Raw genomic sequence first — 18,268 nt, forward strand, 5'->3', positions numbered from 1 at the left:
AAACTTCTAACTGCAAACTCAAAAATGCCAACTGAACCTACGTCTTCTGATGTTTCTTCTTAGCCGCCGGGAACAACACATTGTTCAATATCAACCGATAACCGGGAGAGTTAGGATGTAATTTCAAATCAGTTGGCGGGTCGTTAAGGCCATGTTGGTAATCTTCGGGGTCGTGGCCGCCATAAAATGTCCATTGGCCCTTGCCGTATTCGCCGTGTATGTATCTGGCCTCGTTGCCTACTTTTCTTTCTCCCATTATGGTAACGCCCGGCTTTAATTTTGATTCGTTAAAAGCGGTAGCCAGGCCCATAAAGCCCTTTATCACTTTATCATGATCTTGCGTAAGCATACTGGGCACCACATCATATTTGGCCGAAAAATCGAATAGGGTGAAAAAATCGGTAGTGGGATCACGTCTTTCACCGCCACCAAAGCCGCCGCCAAAACCACCGCGGCCACCACCCACGTGGCCCACATCAATATCGCTAAATTTTAGCCTGTTGCCACTACCTAAGGCAACTGTAAAATTCTGAAATGCTAAGGTCTGGCTAAAATCCAGTTTTGATTGTGCCTGTGGGTCATAGCCGTCGCCATCATACATTTCATCAACAATATCCGTATTGGCGGCTGCAAGGGCTATATCAAAGCTATCCGCACCCGAACACATGGCAAATAAAAACCCGCCCGCGCCGGTAAAGTCGCGTATTTTTTGTGCTACAGCCAGCTTCATTTTTGATACTTTTTTATAGCCCAGCTTGGCGGCCAACGCCTCCTGTGTCTCCCTGTCCCTTTGGTTAAATGAGCCTTGCATTTCGCTGAAACCACGGTTAAACTTGCTGTACTGTCCGGTAAAATCTTCGTGGTGCAGGTGCAGCCAATCGTATTTAGACAGGTCGCCTTTTAATACCTCTTCATCATATATCATATCAAACGGTATTTCGGCATAATGCAGCACCAGCACCACGGCATCCTCAAGCGGCCCCTTATCAGGCGGCGAATAAACAGCCATGCGCGGAGGTTTTTCCAGTTTTACCACTTCCATGTTTACAGATGGGTCGCTTATTTGCTCAATGATCTGGGCTGCTTTTGCATCGGCCAGCACTTCATAGCTAACACCCCGTATATTACACTCATCCTCCAGTTGCTTACTGTATTTCATCATAAAACTGCCGCCACGGTAATTTAAAAGCCAGTCAACCGTTTCGCCGTTTTTAAGTACCCAATACGCAATACCGTATGATTTTAAATGATCTTTCTGTATCTCATCCATAGGTATCAATAAAGATGCAGCCCTGGTTAAAATAGGTAAAAGCAGAAAGGCAAAAGCTAACAAATATTTCAGGATGCTTTTCATTTTTGGCTGATAATGATTGTATTATAAAAATATAAAGTTTTATTTATAATGAGCCGTATGTAACAGAAATTATGTCTTCTGTTTCTTTTTCTTAGCGGCCGGGAACAATACATTATTTAATATCAGCCTGTAACCCGGCGAGTTGGGGTGAAGCTTGAGATCGGTTGGCGGATCGTTTACGGCATGCTGATAATCTTCGGGGTCATGGCCGCCATAAAAAGTCCATTGGCCTTTGCCATAGTCGCCATGAATATAGCGGGCTTCATTCTGCGTCTTCATTTCGCCCATTATAATCACGCCAGGCTTTAGTTTACTTTCATTATAGGCGGTTGTAAGGCCCATAAAGCCTTTTATCACCTTATCATGATCCTGCGTAAGCATACTGGGTACCACATCATATTTAGCCGAAAAATCAAATAGGGTAAAAAAGTCCTTTGATTTTTCAACCTGGCGTGTCGGTCCATCGTCAATATCGCTGAATGAATGAGAGAAAGGGTCCTGATCTAAATTGAAATTCTGAAACGCGAAGGTTTGGTTAAAATCCAGCTTTTGTTGCGCTTGCGGGTCGGCACCATCTCCATCAAACATGGCTTCACAAATATCGGTATTGGCGGCTGCGGTAGCTATATCAAACGTATCAGTACCCGAGCACATGGCAAATAAAAACCCGCCACCTGCTGTAAATTCACGTATCTTTTGTACTACAGCCAACTTCATTTGTGACACTTTTTTAAAGCCCAGTTTAGCCGCCGTAGCCTCCTGTACCTTTTGGTCTTCGCGGTACCAGCTCTCGTTGCGGAAATTATTATAAAACTTGCTGTACTGGCCCGTAAAATCTTCGTGGTGCATATGCAGCCAATCGTATTTAGGCAGGTCGCCGGCTAGTACTTCTTCGTCATATACTACATCAAAAGGTATTTCGGCGTATTTTAAAACCAGGGTAACGGCATCATCCCAGGGCATTTTGTTTTTGGGCGAATAAACAGCCATCTTGGGCACTTTCTCCAACTTCACCACATCCATATTTACTGATGGGTCACTTACCTCGGTAATAATGGCAGCGGCCTTAGCATCGGCAACAACTTCATAGCTTACACCACGTATATTACATTCGTCTTCAATTTGCTTGCTATAACCCATCATAAAGCTACCACCGCGATAATTAAGCAGCCAGTTAACTTCTACCCCGTTTTTCAATGTCCAAAAGGCAATTCCGTACGATTTAAGATGATCCTTTTGTACCTCATCCATAGGGATCAATATAGATGCCGCCCGTGTAAGGATGGGTAAAAAGCTTAAAGCTAAAAGGAGAAAGGTAAAAGCAGAAAGGCGTTTTAAAGATTGCTTCATTACCCAAAAATAACGAATTATTGCGTAACGTATTATGCCTATAAACGTAAACAGGAATTAATAAGACATGCTTTAAGCTTTTAGCTTTTACCTTTCTGCTTTTTTTGTACATTTGCCAACTATTAAAAATACTATGAGCAAAGCGATTATAAAAACTGAAAAAGGCGATATGACCGTAGAATTCTACGAAAAAGACGCGCCTATTGCAGTGGCGAATTTTAAAAAATTGGCCAAATCAGGTTTTTACAACAATGTTACCTTTCATAGAGTTATACCTAACTTTATGATACAAGGCGGCGACCCAACCGGCACAGGTGCAGGCGGCCCCGGCTACCACATTGATTGTGAACTAACCGGCGATAACCAATACCATGACCGTGGCGTATTATCAATGGCCCATGCAGGCCGCAATACCGGTGGGTCGCAATTTTTTATTTGCCATAGCCGCAATAATACTTCGCACCTTGACAGGCACCATACCTGCTTTGGTAAGGTTGTAGAGAACGTTGACGTTGTTGACGCTATACGCCAGGGCGATAAAATTTTAGGAATAGAAGTTTTAGAAGATTAATTTAGAGATCAGTGATTTGTAATTGGTGATTAGTTTTTTCATTAGTTACTGATCACAAGTCACTAATCACCATTCACTACATATGAATTTAAGCGGAATAGTAGCCGTATCTGGCAAACCGGGATTATGGAAAGCATTGGCACAAAACAAAACAGGTTTTGTGTTAGAGAGCCTCGACGCGCAAAAAATTAAGTTGATAGCCAATTTATCAACAGCCAAATTAGCCGCGCTTGATGAAATAACTTTATTTAGCTATGATGAAGACATTAAGCTAACTGACGTATTTGAGCGTATGAAAACTGCCGCCAACGTACCTGATGCCAAAGCTGACGGCAAGGTTTTAAGGGCGTTTTTCAGAGAGGTAGCTCCCGATCATGATGAAGAAAAGGTATATGCATCCGATATGAAAAAGGTACTTACCTGGTACCATATATTAAAAGACATGCCTTTGTTTAACGAAGAAGTAAAGGCTGCTGAAAGTGGCGAAGCTGAAAAACCTATTGGGGCAGCGGCAAAAGCCGTTACCGAGAAACCTAAGCCTAAGGCAACGGTACAAAAGAAAGCGCCGGCAACCCCAAAAGCGCCTAAAATTAATACACCTAAAAATCCATCAAGAGCCGGATAGCTTTTTGATGTGCAGTCCCGATAGCTATCGGGATAAAAAATGCGGATGTGCAGATGATGCATATCCGCATTTTTTTTGCCGGATAACTTATTTATCTGTTTATCATTACATTGTAGTTGGATGTTTTTTTCCTTACTTTTATGTAACGCTGATATTTGCAAGGAAAAAAATGGCAGATTTCCGATTCATTCCTATCACTCCGCATCCTCAATTAAGCGCACACGTTGCTAAAATACACGTATTTGAAAGCAGCGGCCACCTTGATAGCCAGGAGAGGAAATTAATTGTGCCTAATGCAAATTTTAAACTGACACTTACCTATCGTAACGGAATGGTGGCCGATATTGGTAACAAAACATTTATTCAACCTGAAAATAAATTGAGCCTAACCGGCATCATAGATTCGCCGGTAATGCTTGACACCTTTAATGCAGAGCCAACAGGCACTATAATTATCGAATTAAACCCACAAGGTGCATACCGATTTTTCCATTTACTATATGCCGAGGTTAAAAATCAAATTATGCAATTAGAGGACCTGATTGGCAACGCGGCCGCGGAACTGCAATTAAGACTTGGTGAAACAACTTCGGTTGATTTGAAAGTGCAGTTGCTTCAAAATTTTTTGATCAAACAACTGGAAAAAACAGCGCCTGACCCGATATATGATTACTGTATAAATAGAATATTGAGTACTGATGGTATTTTGACCGTGGCACAACTTGAAAAAGAAACCGGTTATAGTGCACGCTGGCTTCATCGCAAATTTTCAGAACACCTGGGCACAGGTGCAAAAAACCTTTCCGAGATTATCAGGTTCAAGCAAATTTACTATGCTTATTCGGCCGGTGTAAATTTTCAAAACTTAAAAAACCATATTTACCATAATTATCACGACCAGTCTCATTTTTTAAGAGCATTTAAAAGATTTACCGGGCATACCCCAACCGATCTTCAAAACAGCACCAACGAACTATCGACAAAGCATTACAGAACCTGAGTTCCGATTTGTACAATACCGGTGTTTACAGCGCTGCTATCTTTATTAAAAAATTCAAGGACATGAAAAAAAATAATTTTAACAGTAGTATATCTGCAAAAATCACAGCCGAAGAAGCGATCAAAAAAATCAGTAAAGTAACTGAATGGTGGGGAGTTGCCTTTAGTGGGAGTTCCGAAAAACAAAACGATAAGTTCGTCGTGAAAATGGGTGGGGATTCTTTCTTTAATTTTACGGTGGCGGAGTTAATACCCGGTAAAAGAATTGTTTGGCTAATTACTGATTGCCATATGCCCTGGTATGCCGACAAAAAAGAATGGGCAAATACCCGACTAATTTTTGAAGCTCATGAAAATAACGGGGTAACAGAGCTAAACTTTACACATGATGGCCTTACACCGGATGTTGAGTGTTACAAGGATTGTGCTCCCGGCTGGACACATTGGATACAAACCAGCTTATTGTCTTATTTTACAACCGGCCAGGGGATTTTCAAACAAAATACTGCACCGGCGGTGTAATTAACAGCAAACTTCATGTTTGCAGTTCTCGTCCACAAATTCGGGTTCAAAGGTGCTGTGATTTATATCCATGTGCTGCAAGCGGTGCCGCAGGTCTTGTTTTATTTTATCAAATACGGGCAAACTTTCCGCATCTAATACTAAATGGGCCGTTAAAGCATTTTCAGTAGTGCTTAGGGCCCATACATGTACATGGTGAACACCAACTATACCTTTGGCCTTAAGCAGTTCCTCTTTAACACTTTCCAGATTCATATCCTTGGGTACACCATCCATTTCCAGCCTTAAGCTATCTTTTAGTAAACTCCAGGTTCCCTGCAATATCACAACCGCTATAATTATACTTACCGCGCTATCTATCCAATATAAATGGGTAAAATAAATAATCAACCCCGAAACTACCACACCTGCCGATACTATAGCGTCCATAGCCATGTGCAGGTAAGCCCCTTGGGCATTAAGGTCGCTGTGTTTATCTTTAACAAATAGCCATGCTGTAAACCCGTTTACGGCTATACCAATAAAGGCCACCCAGGCCATGGTAGCGCCTTCAACAATTTCGGGTTTCATAAACCGCGTTACCGCTTCGTAAACTATAAAACCTACCGAAACAAAAAGTATTAGCGCATTAAAAAATGATACGATAATAGTGGACCGTTTGTAGCCAAAGGTGTATTGTTTATTTGAACTTACTTTGGTTAGTTTAAAAGCCAACAGAGCCAGGGCTAAACTGGCCACATCGCTTAAATTATGCCCTGCATCAGTTAACAAGGATAACGAACCGGTTATAAACCCCGCTATAACTTCGATAATTACGAAAGCCGAGTTTAAAATTATACCTACAATAAAGGCGGTATTTAAATGATCCAGCTTGGGCGCGTGATCATGATGGTGGTGGTGTGAGTGGTCGTGACCTGACATGGTACAAAGTTAGTTATAAAAGCGGAAAGCTAAAAGGTAAAAGCAGAAAGCTGAAAACAGTAATATTTGTAGTTGCCTGTGCGGACACAGACAATGGTATCATTCATGGTGATACGGTTCGCCCTTAATAATAGTAAAGGCACGGTACAATTGTTCAACAAACAGCAGGCGTATCATTTGGTGCGAAAATGTCATCCGCGATAGGGATAATTTATCATTTGCCCTGGCGTAAACCGACTCGTCAAACCCGTACGGTCCACCAACTATAAAAAATAAGGTCGACGTTGAACTGATTGCTTTTTTATTAAGATAAGCGGCAAATTGTTTGGATGAAAACTCCATACCTTTTTCATCTAACAGCACCACATGGTCAAGCGGCGACAGCTTTTTTAATATCAATTCTGCCTCCTTAACTTTTTGCTGTTCGGATGTTAAGGCTTTGGTATTTTTTAGTTCGTTAATTTCAATAAGTTCCAGTTTTGTATAATGTTTTAGCCGCTTTACATACTTATCTATCCCCTCTTTTAAATAAGCGTCCTCAGTTTTACCTACTGTTAAAAAAACAATCTTCATAATACAAAGTAAATAAACGTTTATTTAAAATATAAGTGCTTATTTAGCCTGATTTTTATTCACCATGCAACAACCTATTATTGATAATTATACCCTTAATGCCCAACTGGCCGGGCAGCAAGCCGCTAAATATAAAAAACTGGCCGATACTTATTCGCTGATGCGTTTGGGCATTTTCGCCCTGATGATACTGGCTATTTATTTTGCTGTGGTAAAGGATAACTTTAATATTATGGCTATCGCGTTCCCGTTGCTTATGTTAGGTTTTGCCTGGCTGGTATCACGTCAAAGCATTTTTGAACAGCAAAAAGAATACTTTTTAAACCTGCAACGGGTTAATGAAAACGAAATAACCAATATTAATACCCGTGCCAACTTATATGATAACGGCGAAGCCTATAACAACGAAAAGCATTATTACAGCGCTGATCTGGATATTTTTGGCCATGCTTCCTTATTTCATTTTATAAACCGCGCCGCTACACAGCCCGGCAATACTATGCTTGCCGAATGGTTAAGCACACCTGCCAACAAGAAAACTATTTTATCAAGACAGGAGGCTATTAAGGAACTTGCCGCCAAAGACCAATGGAAACCGGAGCTACAAACCCTACTGTTATTTGCTAAAAACGAAGATGCCGACCAGCTAAAATTACTATTCAACTATTTACGTGTCCCTTTAAACATACCCGGCGAAAACGGGCTGCTTAAATACATTAAAATAGCACCCTTTTTATTAACGGCCGCTATAATAGGCGCCTGGTGGTTACCGGCATCCAAATTCATAGCTATTATTTTGGCTGCCGCTAACCTCATTATTGTATCGTCAAAAGGCAGTTATATTGCTAAGTCATCCTTTATTGCTGATAAAATAAGCAAGGTATTGTCGGCCTATGCCGCGGTGTTTAGTAAAATAGAGAACACCGAATGGCAATCGTCATATACTACAGATCTGGCCGATCGTATAAAACAAAAACAAACCTCAAAAAACATTACCGAACTGGCTAAACTCATTAATAAGTTAAGCTATAACCTGGTAATGATAGTTAATTTTATTTTGAATGTGTTTTTTCTTTGGGCGCTAAAGCAGGTAATAGCCATTGAGCAATGGAAACGTAATAACCATACCAATTTGGAGGACAGCTTTGATGTTATTGCAGACTATGAGGCCCTTATAAGCCTTTCAAGCCTGCAAATAAACTACCCTGATTGGTGCCTGCCAGAAATTGCAGACAGCGAAGGTTATACACTTATTGCTACCGAGCTGGCGCATCCGCTTATACCGGCAAATAGCCGGATGGTAAATGACTATGAACTGGATAATACTTTTAAGGTAGATATTATAACCGGCTCAAACATGGCTGGCAAGAGCACCTTTTTGCGCACTATTGGTATTAATACGGTATTGGCCTTATGCGGCGCGCCGGTTTGTGCTAAAAGCATGCAGGTATCGGTTATGACCATGGTAAGCTATATGCGTATCAAGGATTCATTGAACGAAAGCACCTCGACTTTTAAAGCCGAACTGGACCGCCTGCAAATGCTGCTTGCGGCTGTTGATAATACCAATCCTAAAGTTTTCTTTTTGATTGATGAGATGCTGAGAGGCACCAACTCGGTTGATAAATACCGTGGATCAAAAGCAGTTATTGAGCAGTTGATAAGGAAAAAAGGCGTGGGCATGGTAGCCACGCACGACCTGCAAATAGCCCAACTGGAGCAGCAATACCCCGATTATGTGCGCAATTTTTACTTTGATATACAGGTAAAAAACGGCGAAATGCTGTTTGATTATAAAATGAAGCACGGCGAATGCAAAACATTTAATGCTACCTTACTGCTTAAACAAATAGGCATTGATATAGATTAACAAACTTGTAATTTATACCACTATATTAACAATACGGCCCTTTACTACAATTACTTTTTTAGGTTCTTTTCCGTCCAGGTATCTTTGTACATCAGCATTAGCGCGTACCAACGCTTCAATGGCGGACACATCCAAACTCAATGAAATATTTAAATTCATTTTTGTTTTTCCGTTGATGGATATAGGGTAGGCAAATTCATCTTCAACCAAATAAGTCGGGTTAAATTTAGGATATGGTGCGTACGACAAACTACCCGCCTCATTGCCCAGCATCACCCATAACTCTTCACATATATGCGGAGCGTATGATGAAAGTACCACAACCAAATCCTGCAATATCGCTCGGTTATTGCATTTAAGGTCGGTCAATTCATTAATGGCTATCATAAAGCTGGATACCGAAGTATTGAACGAGAAACGCTCTATATCTTCCTCAACCTTGCGGATAATTTTATGTAATGATTTTAATTCGGCTTTGCTTGGTTCATTGTCAGACACCTTAAATTCCCAGGCATCGTTATGGAAAAGCCTCCAAAATTTACGCAGAAATTTAAACACACCCTCAATACCATTGGTATTCCACGGTTTGCTTTGCTCTAACGGACCTAAAAACATCTCGTACATACGCAGGGTATCCGCACCGTACCGTTGGCAAAGATCGTCTGGATTGACCACGTTGAATTTGGATTTGGACATTTTTTCCACTTCAACACCACAGATGTATTTACCGTTTTCTAAAATAAATTCCGCGTTAGCAAAATCATCACGCCACTTTTTAAATTTTTCAGTATTCAGCACCTCGTTCTCCACGATGTTTACATCAACATGCAATGGTGATGTCTTGTATTGACCAATTAAGCCATGCGAAATAAAAGTATTGGTACCACGACCCTCATCATCAACTAAACGGTACACAAAATTACTCCTCCCCTGTATCATCCCCTGGTTTATTAGCTTTTTAAAAGGCTCTTCTTCTACCACCAGACCAATATCCTTCATAAACTTATTCCAGAAACGGCTGTATAACAGGTGACCGGTAGCGTGCTCGCTGCCGCCTATGTATAGGTCAACATCTTTCCAGTACTCAATAGCTTCTTTAGATGCAAATGCTGCATCGTTATGCGCATCCATATAGCGGTACCAGTACCAGCTGCTTCCGGCCCAGCCGGGCATGGTGCTTAGTTCATATTCTCCTTCGGGATGCTTCCAGTTGGTTGCCCTACCCAACGGCGGTTCGCCGCTTTCGGTTGGGAGGTACTTATCCACTTCGGGCAATAACAACGGCAGTTCCTGCTCGGTAATTAAATGCGGCAGGCCATCTTTAAAGTAAACCGGCACCGGCTCGCCCCAATAACGCTGGCGGCCAAATATGGCGTCGCGCATCCTGAAGTTTATTTTGGCGCGACCCGCACCTAACTCTTCCAGTTTGGCAACAACGGCGGCGGTGGCTTCTTTGTAGGTCAAGCCATTTATAAAGTCTGAATTAATGTATTTACCTTCCTTAGTGGGGTCGGCTTCGGTGGTAATATCCTGGGTATCCAGTATGGGTACTATGTTCAGGTTAAAATGTTTGGCAAACAAAAAGTCGCGCTGATCTCCGCTTGGTACGGCCATTACTGCCCCGGTACCATAACCTGCCAATACATAGTCGGCAATATATATCGGCACTAACTCATCGTTTAACGGGTTACGCACATAGCTACCTGTAAACGCACCTGATACCGTTTTGGCATCGGCCATACGATCCAACTCTGATTTCTTTTTGGTTTGATCAATGTAAGCTTGGATCTCTGCCTTTTGCTCTGGCGTTGTTAACTCAGCCACCAACTCATGCTCGGGTGCTATTACTAAAAAGGTAACCCCGAATATGGTATCAACACGTGTGGTAAATACTTCTATAAAATGGGTGGCGGATTGTAAGTTCTGAGCAGTTTTCTCTATCGGAAATTTCACGCTGGCACCGGTGCTTTTACCTATCCAGTTGCGCTGCATCTCTTTTAAAGGCTCAGGCCAGTCAATGGTGTCCAATCCCTGTAAAAGTCGCTCGGCATAGGCGGTAATGCGCATGCTCCATTGCATCATTTTCTTTTGTTCAACGGGGTAACCGCCGCGTTCGCTAAATCCATCTTTTACTTCGTCATTAGCTAATACCGTACCTAAAGCCGGGCACCAGTTTACGGTACTTTCGCGCAGATAGGTTAATCTATATTTTAACAGTTCATTCTGCTGGGCGCGATTATCCATCGCGTTCCATTCATCGGCAGAAAAACTTAAAACTTCTTCATCACAAACAGCATTAATACCTGCTGATCCGTTTTTTTCAAAATGTTCAACCAACTTAGCTATTGATTCCGCTTTATCGGCATCCTTATTATACCAGCTGTTAAACAGCTGCATAAATATCCATTGCGTCCATTTATAATAATCCGGCGAGCTGGTGCGCACCTCGCGGCTCCAGTCGAACGAAAAACCTATCTGATCTAACTGACGGCGATAAGTAGCAATATTAGCCTCGGTAGTAACCAATGGATGTTGCCCGGTTTGTATGGCATATTGCTCGGCGGGTAGGCCAAAGCTGTCATAACCCATAGGGTGCAATACGTTAAAACCTTTTAAACGTTTATATCGTGCAAAAATATCAGAAGCAATATATCCCAGCGGATGGCCCACATGCAGCCCCGCACCTGATGGGTAAGGAAACATATCCAGCACATAATACTTAGGTTTGGCGGAGCTATTATCGGCTTTAAACGTACCGTTATCGGCCCAAAACTGCTGCCACTTTTGCTCTATATCTTTAAATTGATAATCCATTTGGTTGGGTTATTAGGTATTGAACCGCGAAATTAAGAAAATCTATCTTAGTTTAACAGCTATTTATGGACTGTTATGTAGCAGTTAAATGATATTACATATCAACTAAATATTTCTTTACAAAGAATTTCTTTTAACTTTGTATAACTTAAAATTTATCACATTTATGAAAAAAATCCTTACTACGCTATTTGCGGTGATGGGCATTTATGCAGCAAGCCATGCCCAAAGCAAAAATGAATTTGGTATAGGTGGCGGCGTTAGCGGGTCATCTATATATGTGTCTGACCAAAAGGATTATACCCCTGCCAAAACCGGTTTTAACTTATATATAGCAGACGAGCAATACTTTTCTGACAGGTGGGGCATCAAGTTTAAACTCATATATGACCAGAAAGGATGGATGGAAAATACCATTACCTCTTACTCCCAATCCCCTTTCACATTTCCAAATTCCTATTATAATGTAAAATTTTATCTCAACTATATAACAGTACCTGTAATGGCCAACTGGCATTTTGGCCGTACCAGGAATTGGTATTTAAATTTTGGACCATATATTGGCTTTTTAACATCGGCCACTTATGATATAAATAAAAGTATGGATTTAAAGAGCGCATATAATAGTACTGATGCGGGTTTGGCATTAGGTATAGGTGTAAAAATACCTTTATCAAAAGGCACTAAATTTTTTATTGAGTATGACGGCCAGGGCGGGGGATCTAATATTGTAAAAAATGGCTCTGCCGGAAATAACGCGAGGTCAAGCTTTAATGTTGGGTTTGATTTTTAAGTCCCACGTCTCTCCATTTTTAAAACACCCAAAACTTCGCCATCAGGCAAAATAGTATCAACACGCTTAACCGGCTGATAACCCATAGCCGTATAAAGTGGCACGCCGGATAATGTTGCACCCAGTTCAAACCGGGTGAAGCCATTTTTCAGGGCTTCGGCCTCGCAAACATCAATAATATGACGGCCTATTCCCTGCCTGGCATAACCGGGATGCACAAAAAATGCACGGATGCGGGCGGCATCCTTTGCCGGATCAAGTAAAGGGTCCTCCACCTGTTTATGCTGGTCGCCGCCAAATAGCGTATTACGTTTGCTCCATCCGCCGCAACCAACCATAACACCGTCAATTTCGGCTACATAATAAGTGCTATCAATTATTAATTGACTATCAACCCCAAACAAATATTTTAGCGAGCTTTCAATTTGGTTGGGCGTGTAATAATTCGCACTTAATCCGCGGACCGAAATATCTATCAACTTTAAAAGATGGGGTACATCCTCAAACGTGGCTAAGCGGATTGTAACAGCCATACTATTCACTTAAAACAGTTACACAGTTTTTGCCAAGCACAGCTAATCGTGCAGGTAATGAAGTTAAACCCGCAGTATCTTTAATACTATTATACAGAAATTTTATTAAAGTTAAAGTTTCGTCGCTTGGGTCGCAGGCCTGGGCTTTTTCTAAATGCGGCAGGGCTTTCATTACCGCTGCTTTATAGGCTACCGCATCGCCTTTACCTGCCTGTATTTGTTTATAAATTTCTTTAGCCTTTTCGTTATATAAATAGCCCAAAGCACGGTGCGGCACATAATAATCGGGCTGGGCTGCTACTACCAACTCGTAATAAGTAATGGCTTTATCCGGCTGCGAACTATCCTCATATAATTTGGCCAAACCGTTATAATAAAGCACCTGGCTTTTTGCAGGCAGTTTAGCTACATTGGGCAACAGGCTTTCGCCAATAAGCAGGGCTTTTGAACTTTCGTTTTGGAAACGGGCCAGGTTAAAATCAAGGTATTGATCGTAAACGGCATCGGGGGTTTGGGCATAGGTTGTACCGATAGTAAATATTAGAAGTGCAAGAAATATCACTTTTTTAAACACAACCAAATATAGATACAGTATAAATGTTTTTTGTTAAATTTGTTATTATAATTTACGCTTATGGTATTGTTATTAAAAAAGGGTGCTAACAAAAAAGACATTGAAGCTATAGAGAAAAAACTCTATAAAGAAAAAGCTTTAAGCGGTTTTAATGCAAAAAAATACAATGGTGTTTTATCTTTGAAGGAAGACCCATTAACCAGTCAATTAAATTTGAGAAATGATTGGGAAAGAGATATTAGTTGATACTAATATCATTTTGTATTTATTAAATGGTAGCGATACTATTGAAAGCTTTCTTCAAGGAAAGGATATTTATCTATCCTTTATAACAGAATTAGAACTTATTGGATTTAAAAACATTTCGGATCAAGAAGAATATCAAATTAATAGACTTTTAAGGGACTGCTCTGTTATTCCAGTAAATAATCGTATAAAAGAAAAATACATTGCCATAAGAAAAGCCTATCATTTAAAATTGGCCGACGCTATTATAGCTGCAACTGCATTGACATTAGATTTTCCATTAATAACTGCTGACAAGCAGTTTAAAACAATTAAAGATCTAAAGCTAATAACATATCAACATAATATTGATCTTACATAGCGATTTACCCAAAAATCTAAAATCGTCCCCCACTTTTCCATCCAAAAAACTATCTTTGCCCATGCAAGAAAAAATCCTCATTCTTGACTTTGGCTCGCAGTTTACCCAACTCATAGCGCGCCGTGTCAGGGAGCTCAATATTTACTGTGAGATCCACCCGTACAATAAATTTACCAAAGTTGACAGCAGCGTAAAAGGCATTATCCTTTCGGGCAGCCCCTACTCGGTAAGGCAGGAAGACGCGCCACATTTTGAGTTTGCCAAATTCCATAACACGCTGCCTATTTTGGGTGTTTGCTATGGCGCGCAATATGTGGCCCATTTTCATGGCGGCGAGGTATTACCATCAAGCACACGCGAATATGGCCGCGCCAATTTGCAATATATTGATACAAAAAACCCGCTGTTCAGGCTTGTACCGTTAAACTCGCAGGTTTGGATGTCGCATGGTGATACCATTGCACGCATTGGGGATGATTTTGAAATAATTGCCAGTACAGATACGGTTAAAGTAGCCGCTTATCATATAAAAGAAACCCAAACCTACGGTATCCAGTTTCACCCGGAAGTAACGCATAGTATTGACGGTAAACAATTGCTGCATAACTTTTTGGTTGATATTTGCGGTTGCAAGCAGGATTGGACCCCTGATTCGTTTGTGGAAACTACCATAGCCGCGCTTAAAGAAAAATTGGGCGATGATAAGGTGGTATTAGGATTATCAGGAGGGGTTGATTCATCGGTAGCGGCAGTATTGCTGCACCATGCTATCGGCAAAAACCTGCATTGCATTTTTGTTGACAATGGCTTGCTGCGCAAAGACGAGTACCAATCGGTACTGGATTCGTACCAGCACATGGGTTTGAATATAAAAGGTATTGACGCCAAACAACGTTTTTACGATGCGTTGGCTGGACTAACCGACCCCGAAAAAAAGCGCAAAGCCATAGGTCGTGTATTCATAGAGGTATTTGATGATGCCGCGCACGAAGTACAGGATGTGAAATGGCTTGGCCAGGGCACCATTTACCCAGACGTTATTGAATCGGTATCGGTAAAAGGACCATCGGCAACCATTAAATCGCACCACAACGTGGGTGGTTTGCCTGATTTTATGAAACTAAAAGTAATTGAGCCTTTAAATACGTTATTTAAGGACGAAGTGCGCAAAGTAGGTAAAGCTTTAGGCATTGACCCGAATATATTAGGCCGCCATCCTTTCCCCGGCCCGGGCTTGGCTATCAGGATATTAGGTGAGGTTACGCCCGAGAAAGTTGCCATATTACAGGAGGCTGATGCAATTTATATCAACAATTTGCGGTCGGCCGGTGTTTATGATAAAGTTTGGCAGGCCGGATCTATATTTTTGCCGGTACAATCTGTTGGTGTTATGGGCGATGAGCGTACTTACGAGAACGTAATTTGCCTGCGCGCTGTTGAATCATTAGACGGCATGACCGCCGATTGGTGCCATTTACCGTATGACTTGCTGGCAAAAATATCCAACGAGATCATTAACAACGTAAAAGGAATTAACCGGGTAGTGTATGATATCAGCTCAAAACCACCGGCCACTATTGAGTGGGAATAGGTGGTTAATTTATGTACTAACAGCGCTGTTTACAGGGGCATGTTCGCCCAGGTTGCAGCCTGTTGCATCGTCACCTGCACCCGTAGAAAAACCAATAGTTAAAGTACCCGAAGCAAAGCCCCCAGTTAAGGTTGAGCCAAAAGTCTCGCTGATATCGTTGCTATTGCCGTTTGACCTCGATTATCTTGATAAAGGGTATAACAACAACGCCGCCCTAAAAAAAGCCAATATAGCAGTTGATTATTACCAGGGATTTAAGCTCGCGCTTGATTCGCTCACCACATTCGGTTATAATTATAAACTGCAGGTCTATGATTCCAAGGACCTGCCATCGCAGGCCCACGCCCTGGCTTATAACGCACAAATACGGGCGAGTGATCTTATTGTGGGCCCTGTTTTCCCGGTAGATATTAAAGCTTTTACAGCTGTATTAACCAGCGTGCGCAAACCCATAGTATCGCCGCTTGCCCCGGCATCGCCTGCAACTTTTAAAAATCGAAATTTGGTTACGGTCAACCCGCCGCTTGAATACCATGCCTGGGCCGCCGCGGGTTATATTACAACAACATTAAAGCCCAAAAAAGTATTTATACTCAAATCGGGTTATAGCGAGGATAACGATTATCTATCCCCGTTTAAAACCGCCATAGACAGCCTTAGTAAAAAACGTATAAAAGTAAACCAACTAACCGTAGTACACGGCCAACTAAAAGTGCTGGAACCGCAACTATCATTAACGGAACAAAATATATTTATAATGCCATCAACCAACCAGGCATTTTTAATAGTGACGCTGCGTACCCTTGATTCGTTAGGCAAAAAATACCCTATAACCATTTTTGGGCACCCAAGCTGGAAGGACTTAACTTACCTGAAAGCCGAACTTTTGCAGCGATTAAAAGTACATATAACCTCATCAGAAAATATAAATTACAAAGCACCCGAAACTCTAAGTTTTATTCGCACCTACCGCAAAAATTATCATGCCGAACCTACCGTATATGCCATTAAAGGTTTTGACGAGGGTATATATTTTGGTAAATTATTGGCCGACGGTGATGACGGCTTAAAAAATATTACCCGAAATGATTTTACCGGGATGCATAATTCTTTCCATTTCGAAAAAAAAACCGGTCTGGGATGGATAAATACGCACGTAAATGTATATAAGTACAGTAACTTTGCATTAAAGCAAGTAAAATGAAAGCGATAAACCAGCTTAAAACGTTTCAGCGAATATTGGAGGCGTATCCGGCTGAAACGCCCTTAGGCAAATTTTTACCCGGTTTTTATCGCCAAAACAAACAAATGGGCTCAACCGACAGGCGCATTGCCAATAGGTTGGTATATAACTATTTCAGGTTGGGCAGAGCCCTGCCCCATTTGCCGGTTGATGAGCGCCTGTTTGTAGCCGAATTTTTATGCAATACACAACTCAACTCCTTTTTACAGCACTTTAAACCCGATTGGGCAGCCTGTGTAGGTTTCCCAATTGATGAAAAACTGGCGATGATTAAGGCCGCATACACGGATTTTAATTTGGAGGATGTTTTTCCGTGGATTGGTCAGCTTTCAAAAGGTATTGATCAAGATGCTTTTTTAAAGTCGTTTTTTACGCAGCCCGACCTGTTTATACACGTACATAACGGGTACGACCATTTGGTTAAGGCCGTATTGGCCAAGGCCGAAGTTGTTTTTAAAGATGAAGGCAACGGCTGTTTATCATTACCCAACGGTACCCGACTGGAAAACCTGTTCCCTATACAGCATTGGTTTGAGGTGCAGGATTATTCGTCGCAACAAACGGCCAACTATTTTAAGCCGCAAAAGTGGGATAACTGGTGGGATGCCTGCGCGGCATCGGGCGGTAAATCGTTATTGCTATTTGAGGATGAACCCACTATTAAACTGGTGGTATCAGACATCCGCGAATCTATATTAACCAACCTGGATGAGCGCTTTCAAAGCGCGGGCCTAACCAAATACCAGAAAAAAATATTGGACCTTACCCAAAATGTGGACCAAACCCTGCACGATTATGAGTTTGACGGTATTATACTGGATGCACCTTGCAGTGGAAGCGGCACCTGGGGCCGCACACCCGAAATGATAGCCCAATTTGATGAGCATAAAATTGAATTTTTTCAGCGCCTGCAAAAAACCATTGCTGCCAATGTGGTTAAATTTTTAAAACCCGGTAAACCATTAATATACATTACCTGCTCGGCCTTTAAAGGCGAGAACGAGGATGTGGTTGATTATTTAGTAAAAGAGTTGGGATTGAAGATGGAGGAAAAGAAAGTGCTAAAAGGTTATGAGCATAAAGCGGATACCATGTTTGTAGCGAGGCTTAGCCCCCCAGCCCCCTGAAGGGGGAGTTTTTTGAAGTAACTTTTTTTATAAATATGCCATTATCGTTCCCCCTTTAGGGGGTTAGGGGGCTAAAGGTGCGTATTGCTCCTAAACAATTTAATGGCGATAGCCAGCAATATTACCCCAAACGCTTTGCGCAGTATATTGATACCGGTTTTGCCGAATAGCTTTTCCAGCCATTGCACATTTTTAAGTACC

Annotated in this window: 18 protein-coding genes and 1 pseudogene; 11 read left to right on the plus strand and 8 right to left on the minus strand. The window is 41.6% G+C overall.

Going from position 1 to position 18,268, the window contains the following annotated elements:
* Positions 1 to 37: 37 nt before the first annotated feature.
* On the minus strand, positions 38 to 1,354 hold the full coding sequence (locus ABI367_RS04200; RefSeq protein WP_462228820.1) for an asparagine synthetase B: 1,317 nt from the start codon (positions 1,352 to 1,354) through the stop codon (positions 38 to 40).
* A gap of 69 nt (positions 1,355 to 1,423) precedes the next feature.
* Positions 1,424 to 2,605, minus strand: a complete 1,182-nt coding sequence (locus ABI367_RS04205; protein ID WP_462228854.1) for an asparagine synthetase B — start codon at positions 2,603 to 2,605, stop codon at positions 1,424 to 1,426.
* Between the two features lie 232 nt (positions 2,606 to 2,837).
* Here ABI367_RS04205 and ABI367_RS04210 point away from each other — a divergent pair, with 232 nt between their 5' ends.
* The 4 genes from ABI367_RS04210 to ABI367_RS04225 all read left to right on the plus strand — a co-directional run bounded on the left by ABI367_RS04210 (position 2,838) and on the right by ABI367_RS04225 (position 5,421).
* The gene (locus tag ABI367_RS04210; protein WP_462228822.1) at positions 2,838 to 3,275 is read left to right on the plus strand and encodes a peptidylprolyl isomerase; all 438 of its coding nucleotides are present in this window, start codon (positions 2,838 to 2,840) and stop codon (positions 3,273 to 3,275) included.
* Positions 3,276 to 3,357: 82 nt separating this feature from the next.
* Entirely contained in the window at positions 3,358 to 3,900 is a 543-nt protein-coding gene (locus ABI367_RS04215) for a DUF5606 family protein (protein ID WP_462228824.1), read from the plus strand.
* A gap of 169 nt (positions 3,901 to 4,069) precedes the next feature.
* Positions 4,070 to 4,900 carry a helix-turn-helix domain-containing protein gene (locus tag ABI367_RS04220; RefSeq protein ID WP_462228825.1) on the plus strand — a complete coding sequence of 277 codons (831 nt, stop codon included), beginning with the start codon at positions 4,070 to 4,072 and terminating at the stop codon, positions 4,898 to 4,900.
* Positions 4,901 to 4,962: 62 nt separating this feature from the next.
* Complete coding sequence (locus tag ABI367_RS04225; RefSeq protein WP_462228827.1) at positions 4,963 to 5,421, plus strand: SRPBCC family protein; 459 nt, start codon at positions 4,963 to 4,965, stop codon at positions 5,419 to 5,421.
* Here the strand turns inward: ABI367_RS04225 and ABI367_RS04230 are convergent, their stop codons facing one another.
* Together ABI367_RS04230 and rlmH are read right to left on the minus strand one after the other, a co-directional pair.
* A complete protein-coding gene (locus ABI367_RS04230; protein WP_462228829.1) occupies positions 5,422 to 6,342 on the minus strand; it encodes a cation diffusion facilitator family transporter in 921 nt (306 codons plus the stop codon).
* 99 nt (positions 6,343 to 6,441) lie between these two features.
* Positions 6,442 to 6,915, minus strand: coding sequence for a 23S rRNA (pseudouridine(1915)-N(3))-methyltransferase RlmH (gene rlmH, locus ABI367_RS04235; RefSeq protein ID WP_462228831.1), 474 nt, complete (start codon positions 6,913 to 6,915; stop codon positions 6,442 to 6,444).
* 64 nt (positions 6,916 to 6,979) lie between these two features.
* Here rlmH and ABI367_RS04240 point away from each other — a divergent pair, with 64 nt between their 5' ends.
* Positions 6,980 to 8,785, plus strand: coding sequence for a MutS-related protein (locus ABI367_RS04240; protein ID WP_462228833.1), 1,806 nt, complete (start codon positions 6,980 to 6,982; stop codon positions 8,783 to 8,785).
* Positions 8,786 to 8,797: 12 nt separating this feature from the next.
* Here ABI367_RS04240 and leuS read toward each other — a convergent pair whose 3' ends face one another.
* Entirely contained in the window at positions 8,798 to 11,599 is a 2,802-nt protein-coding gene (gene leuS, locus ABI367_RS04245; RefSeq protein ID WP_462228835.1) for a leucine--tRNA ligase, read from the minus strand.
* A 166-nt stretch (positions 11,600 to 11,765) separates the two neighbouring features.
* On the opposite strand from leuS, the gene ABI367_RS04250 reads away from it, so the two are divergent.
* A complete protein-coding gene (locus tag ABI367_RS04250; protein WP_462228837.1) occupies positions 11,766 to 12,392 on the plus strand; it encodes a porin family protein in 627 nt (208 codons plus the stop codon).
* Here ABI367_RS04250 and ABI367_RS04255 read toward each other — a convergent pair.
* Together ABI367_RS04255 and ABI367_RS04260 are read right to left on the minus strand one after the other, a co-directional pair.
* Positions 12,389 to 12,925, minus strand: coding sequence for a GNAT family N-acetyltransferase (locus tag ABI367_RS04255; protein ID WP_462228840.1), 537 nt, complete (start codon positions 12,923 to 12,925; stop codon positions 12,389 to 12,391). The genes ABI367_RS04250 and ABI367_RS04255 overlap by 4 nt on opposite strands.
* Before the next feature lies 1 nt (position 12,926).
* Positions 12,927 to 13,487: a tetratricopeptide repeat protein gene (locus ABI367_RS04260; RefSeq protein ID WP_462258018.1), complete on the minus strand. Its 561-nt coding sequence runs from the start codon at positions 13,485 to 13,487 to the stop codon at positions 12,927 to 12,929.
* Between the two features lie 72 nt (positions 13,488 to 13,559).
* Here ABI367_RS04260 and ABI367_RS04265 point away from each other — a divergent pair, with 72 nt between their 5' ends.
* The 5 genes from ABI367_RS04265 to ABI367_RS04285 all read left to right on the plus strand — a co-directional run bounded on the left by ABI367_RS04265 (position 13,560) and on the right by ABI367_RS04285 (position 18,067).
* A complete protein-coding gene (locus ABI367_RS04265; protein ID WP_462228844.1) occupies positions 13,560 to 13,745 on the plus strand; it encodes a hypothetical protein in 186 nt (61 codons plus the stop codon).
* On the plus strand, positions 13,720 to 14,106 hold the full coding sequence (locus ABI367_RS04270) for a type II toxin-antitoxin system VapC family toxin (RefSeq protein ID WP_462228846.1): 387 nt from the start codon (positions 13,720 to 13,722) through the stop codon (positions 14,104 to 14,106). The genes ABI367_RS04265 and ABI367_RS04270 overlap by 26 nt, the downstream gene beginning before the upstream one ends.
* 61 nt (positions 14,107 to 14,167) lie before the next feature.
* Positions 14,168 to 15,697: a glutamine-hydrolyzing GMP synthase gene (gene guaA, locus ABI367_RS04275; protein WP_462228848.1), complete on the plus strand. Its 1,530-nt coding sequence runs from the start codon at positions 14,168 to 14,170 to the stop codon at positions 15,695 to 15,697.
* A complete protein-coding gene (locus ABI367_RS04280; RefSeq protein ID WP_462228850.1) occupies positions 15,684 to 16,901 on the plus strand; it encodes an ABC transporter substrate-binding protein in 1,218 nt (405 codons plus the stop codon). The genes guaA and ABI367_RS04280 overlap by 14 nt, the downstream gene beginning before the upstream one ends.
* The gene (locus ABI367_RS04285) at positions 16,898 to 18,067 is read left to right on the plus strand and encodes an RsmB/NOP family class I SAM-dependent RNA methyltransferase (RefSeq protein WP_462228852.1); all 1,170 of its coding nucleotides are present in this window, start codon (positions 16,898 to 16,900) and stop codon (positions 18,065 to 18,067) included. Before ABI367_RS04280 ends, ABI367_RS04285 begins: the two co-directional genes overlap by 4 nt.
* Before the next feature lie 71 nt (positions 18,068 to 18,138).
* Here ABI367_RS04285 and ABI367_RS04290 read toward each other — a convergent pair.
* Positions 18,139 to 18,268: pseudogene (locus ABI367_RS04290) on the minus strand (MarC family protein); the annotation flags it as partial.

It is taken from the genome of Mucilaginibacter sp. (assembly GCF_039935595.1).
Lineage (GTDB): Bacteria > Bacteroidota > Bacteroidia > Sphingobacteriales > Sphingobacteriaceae > Mucilaginibacter.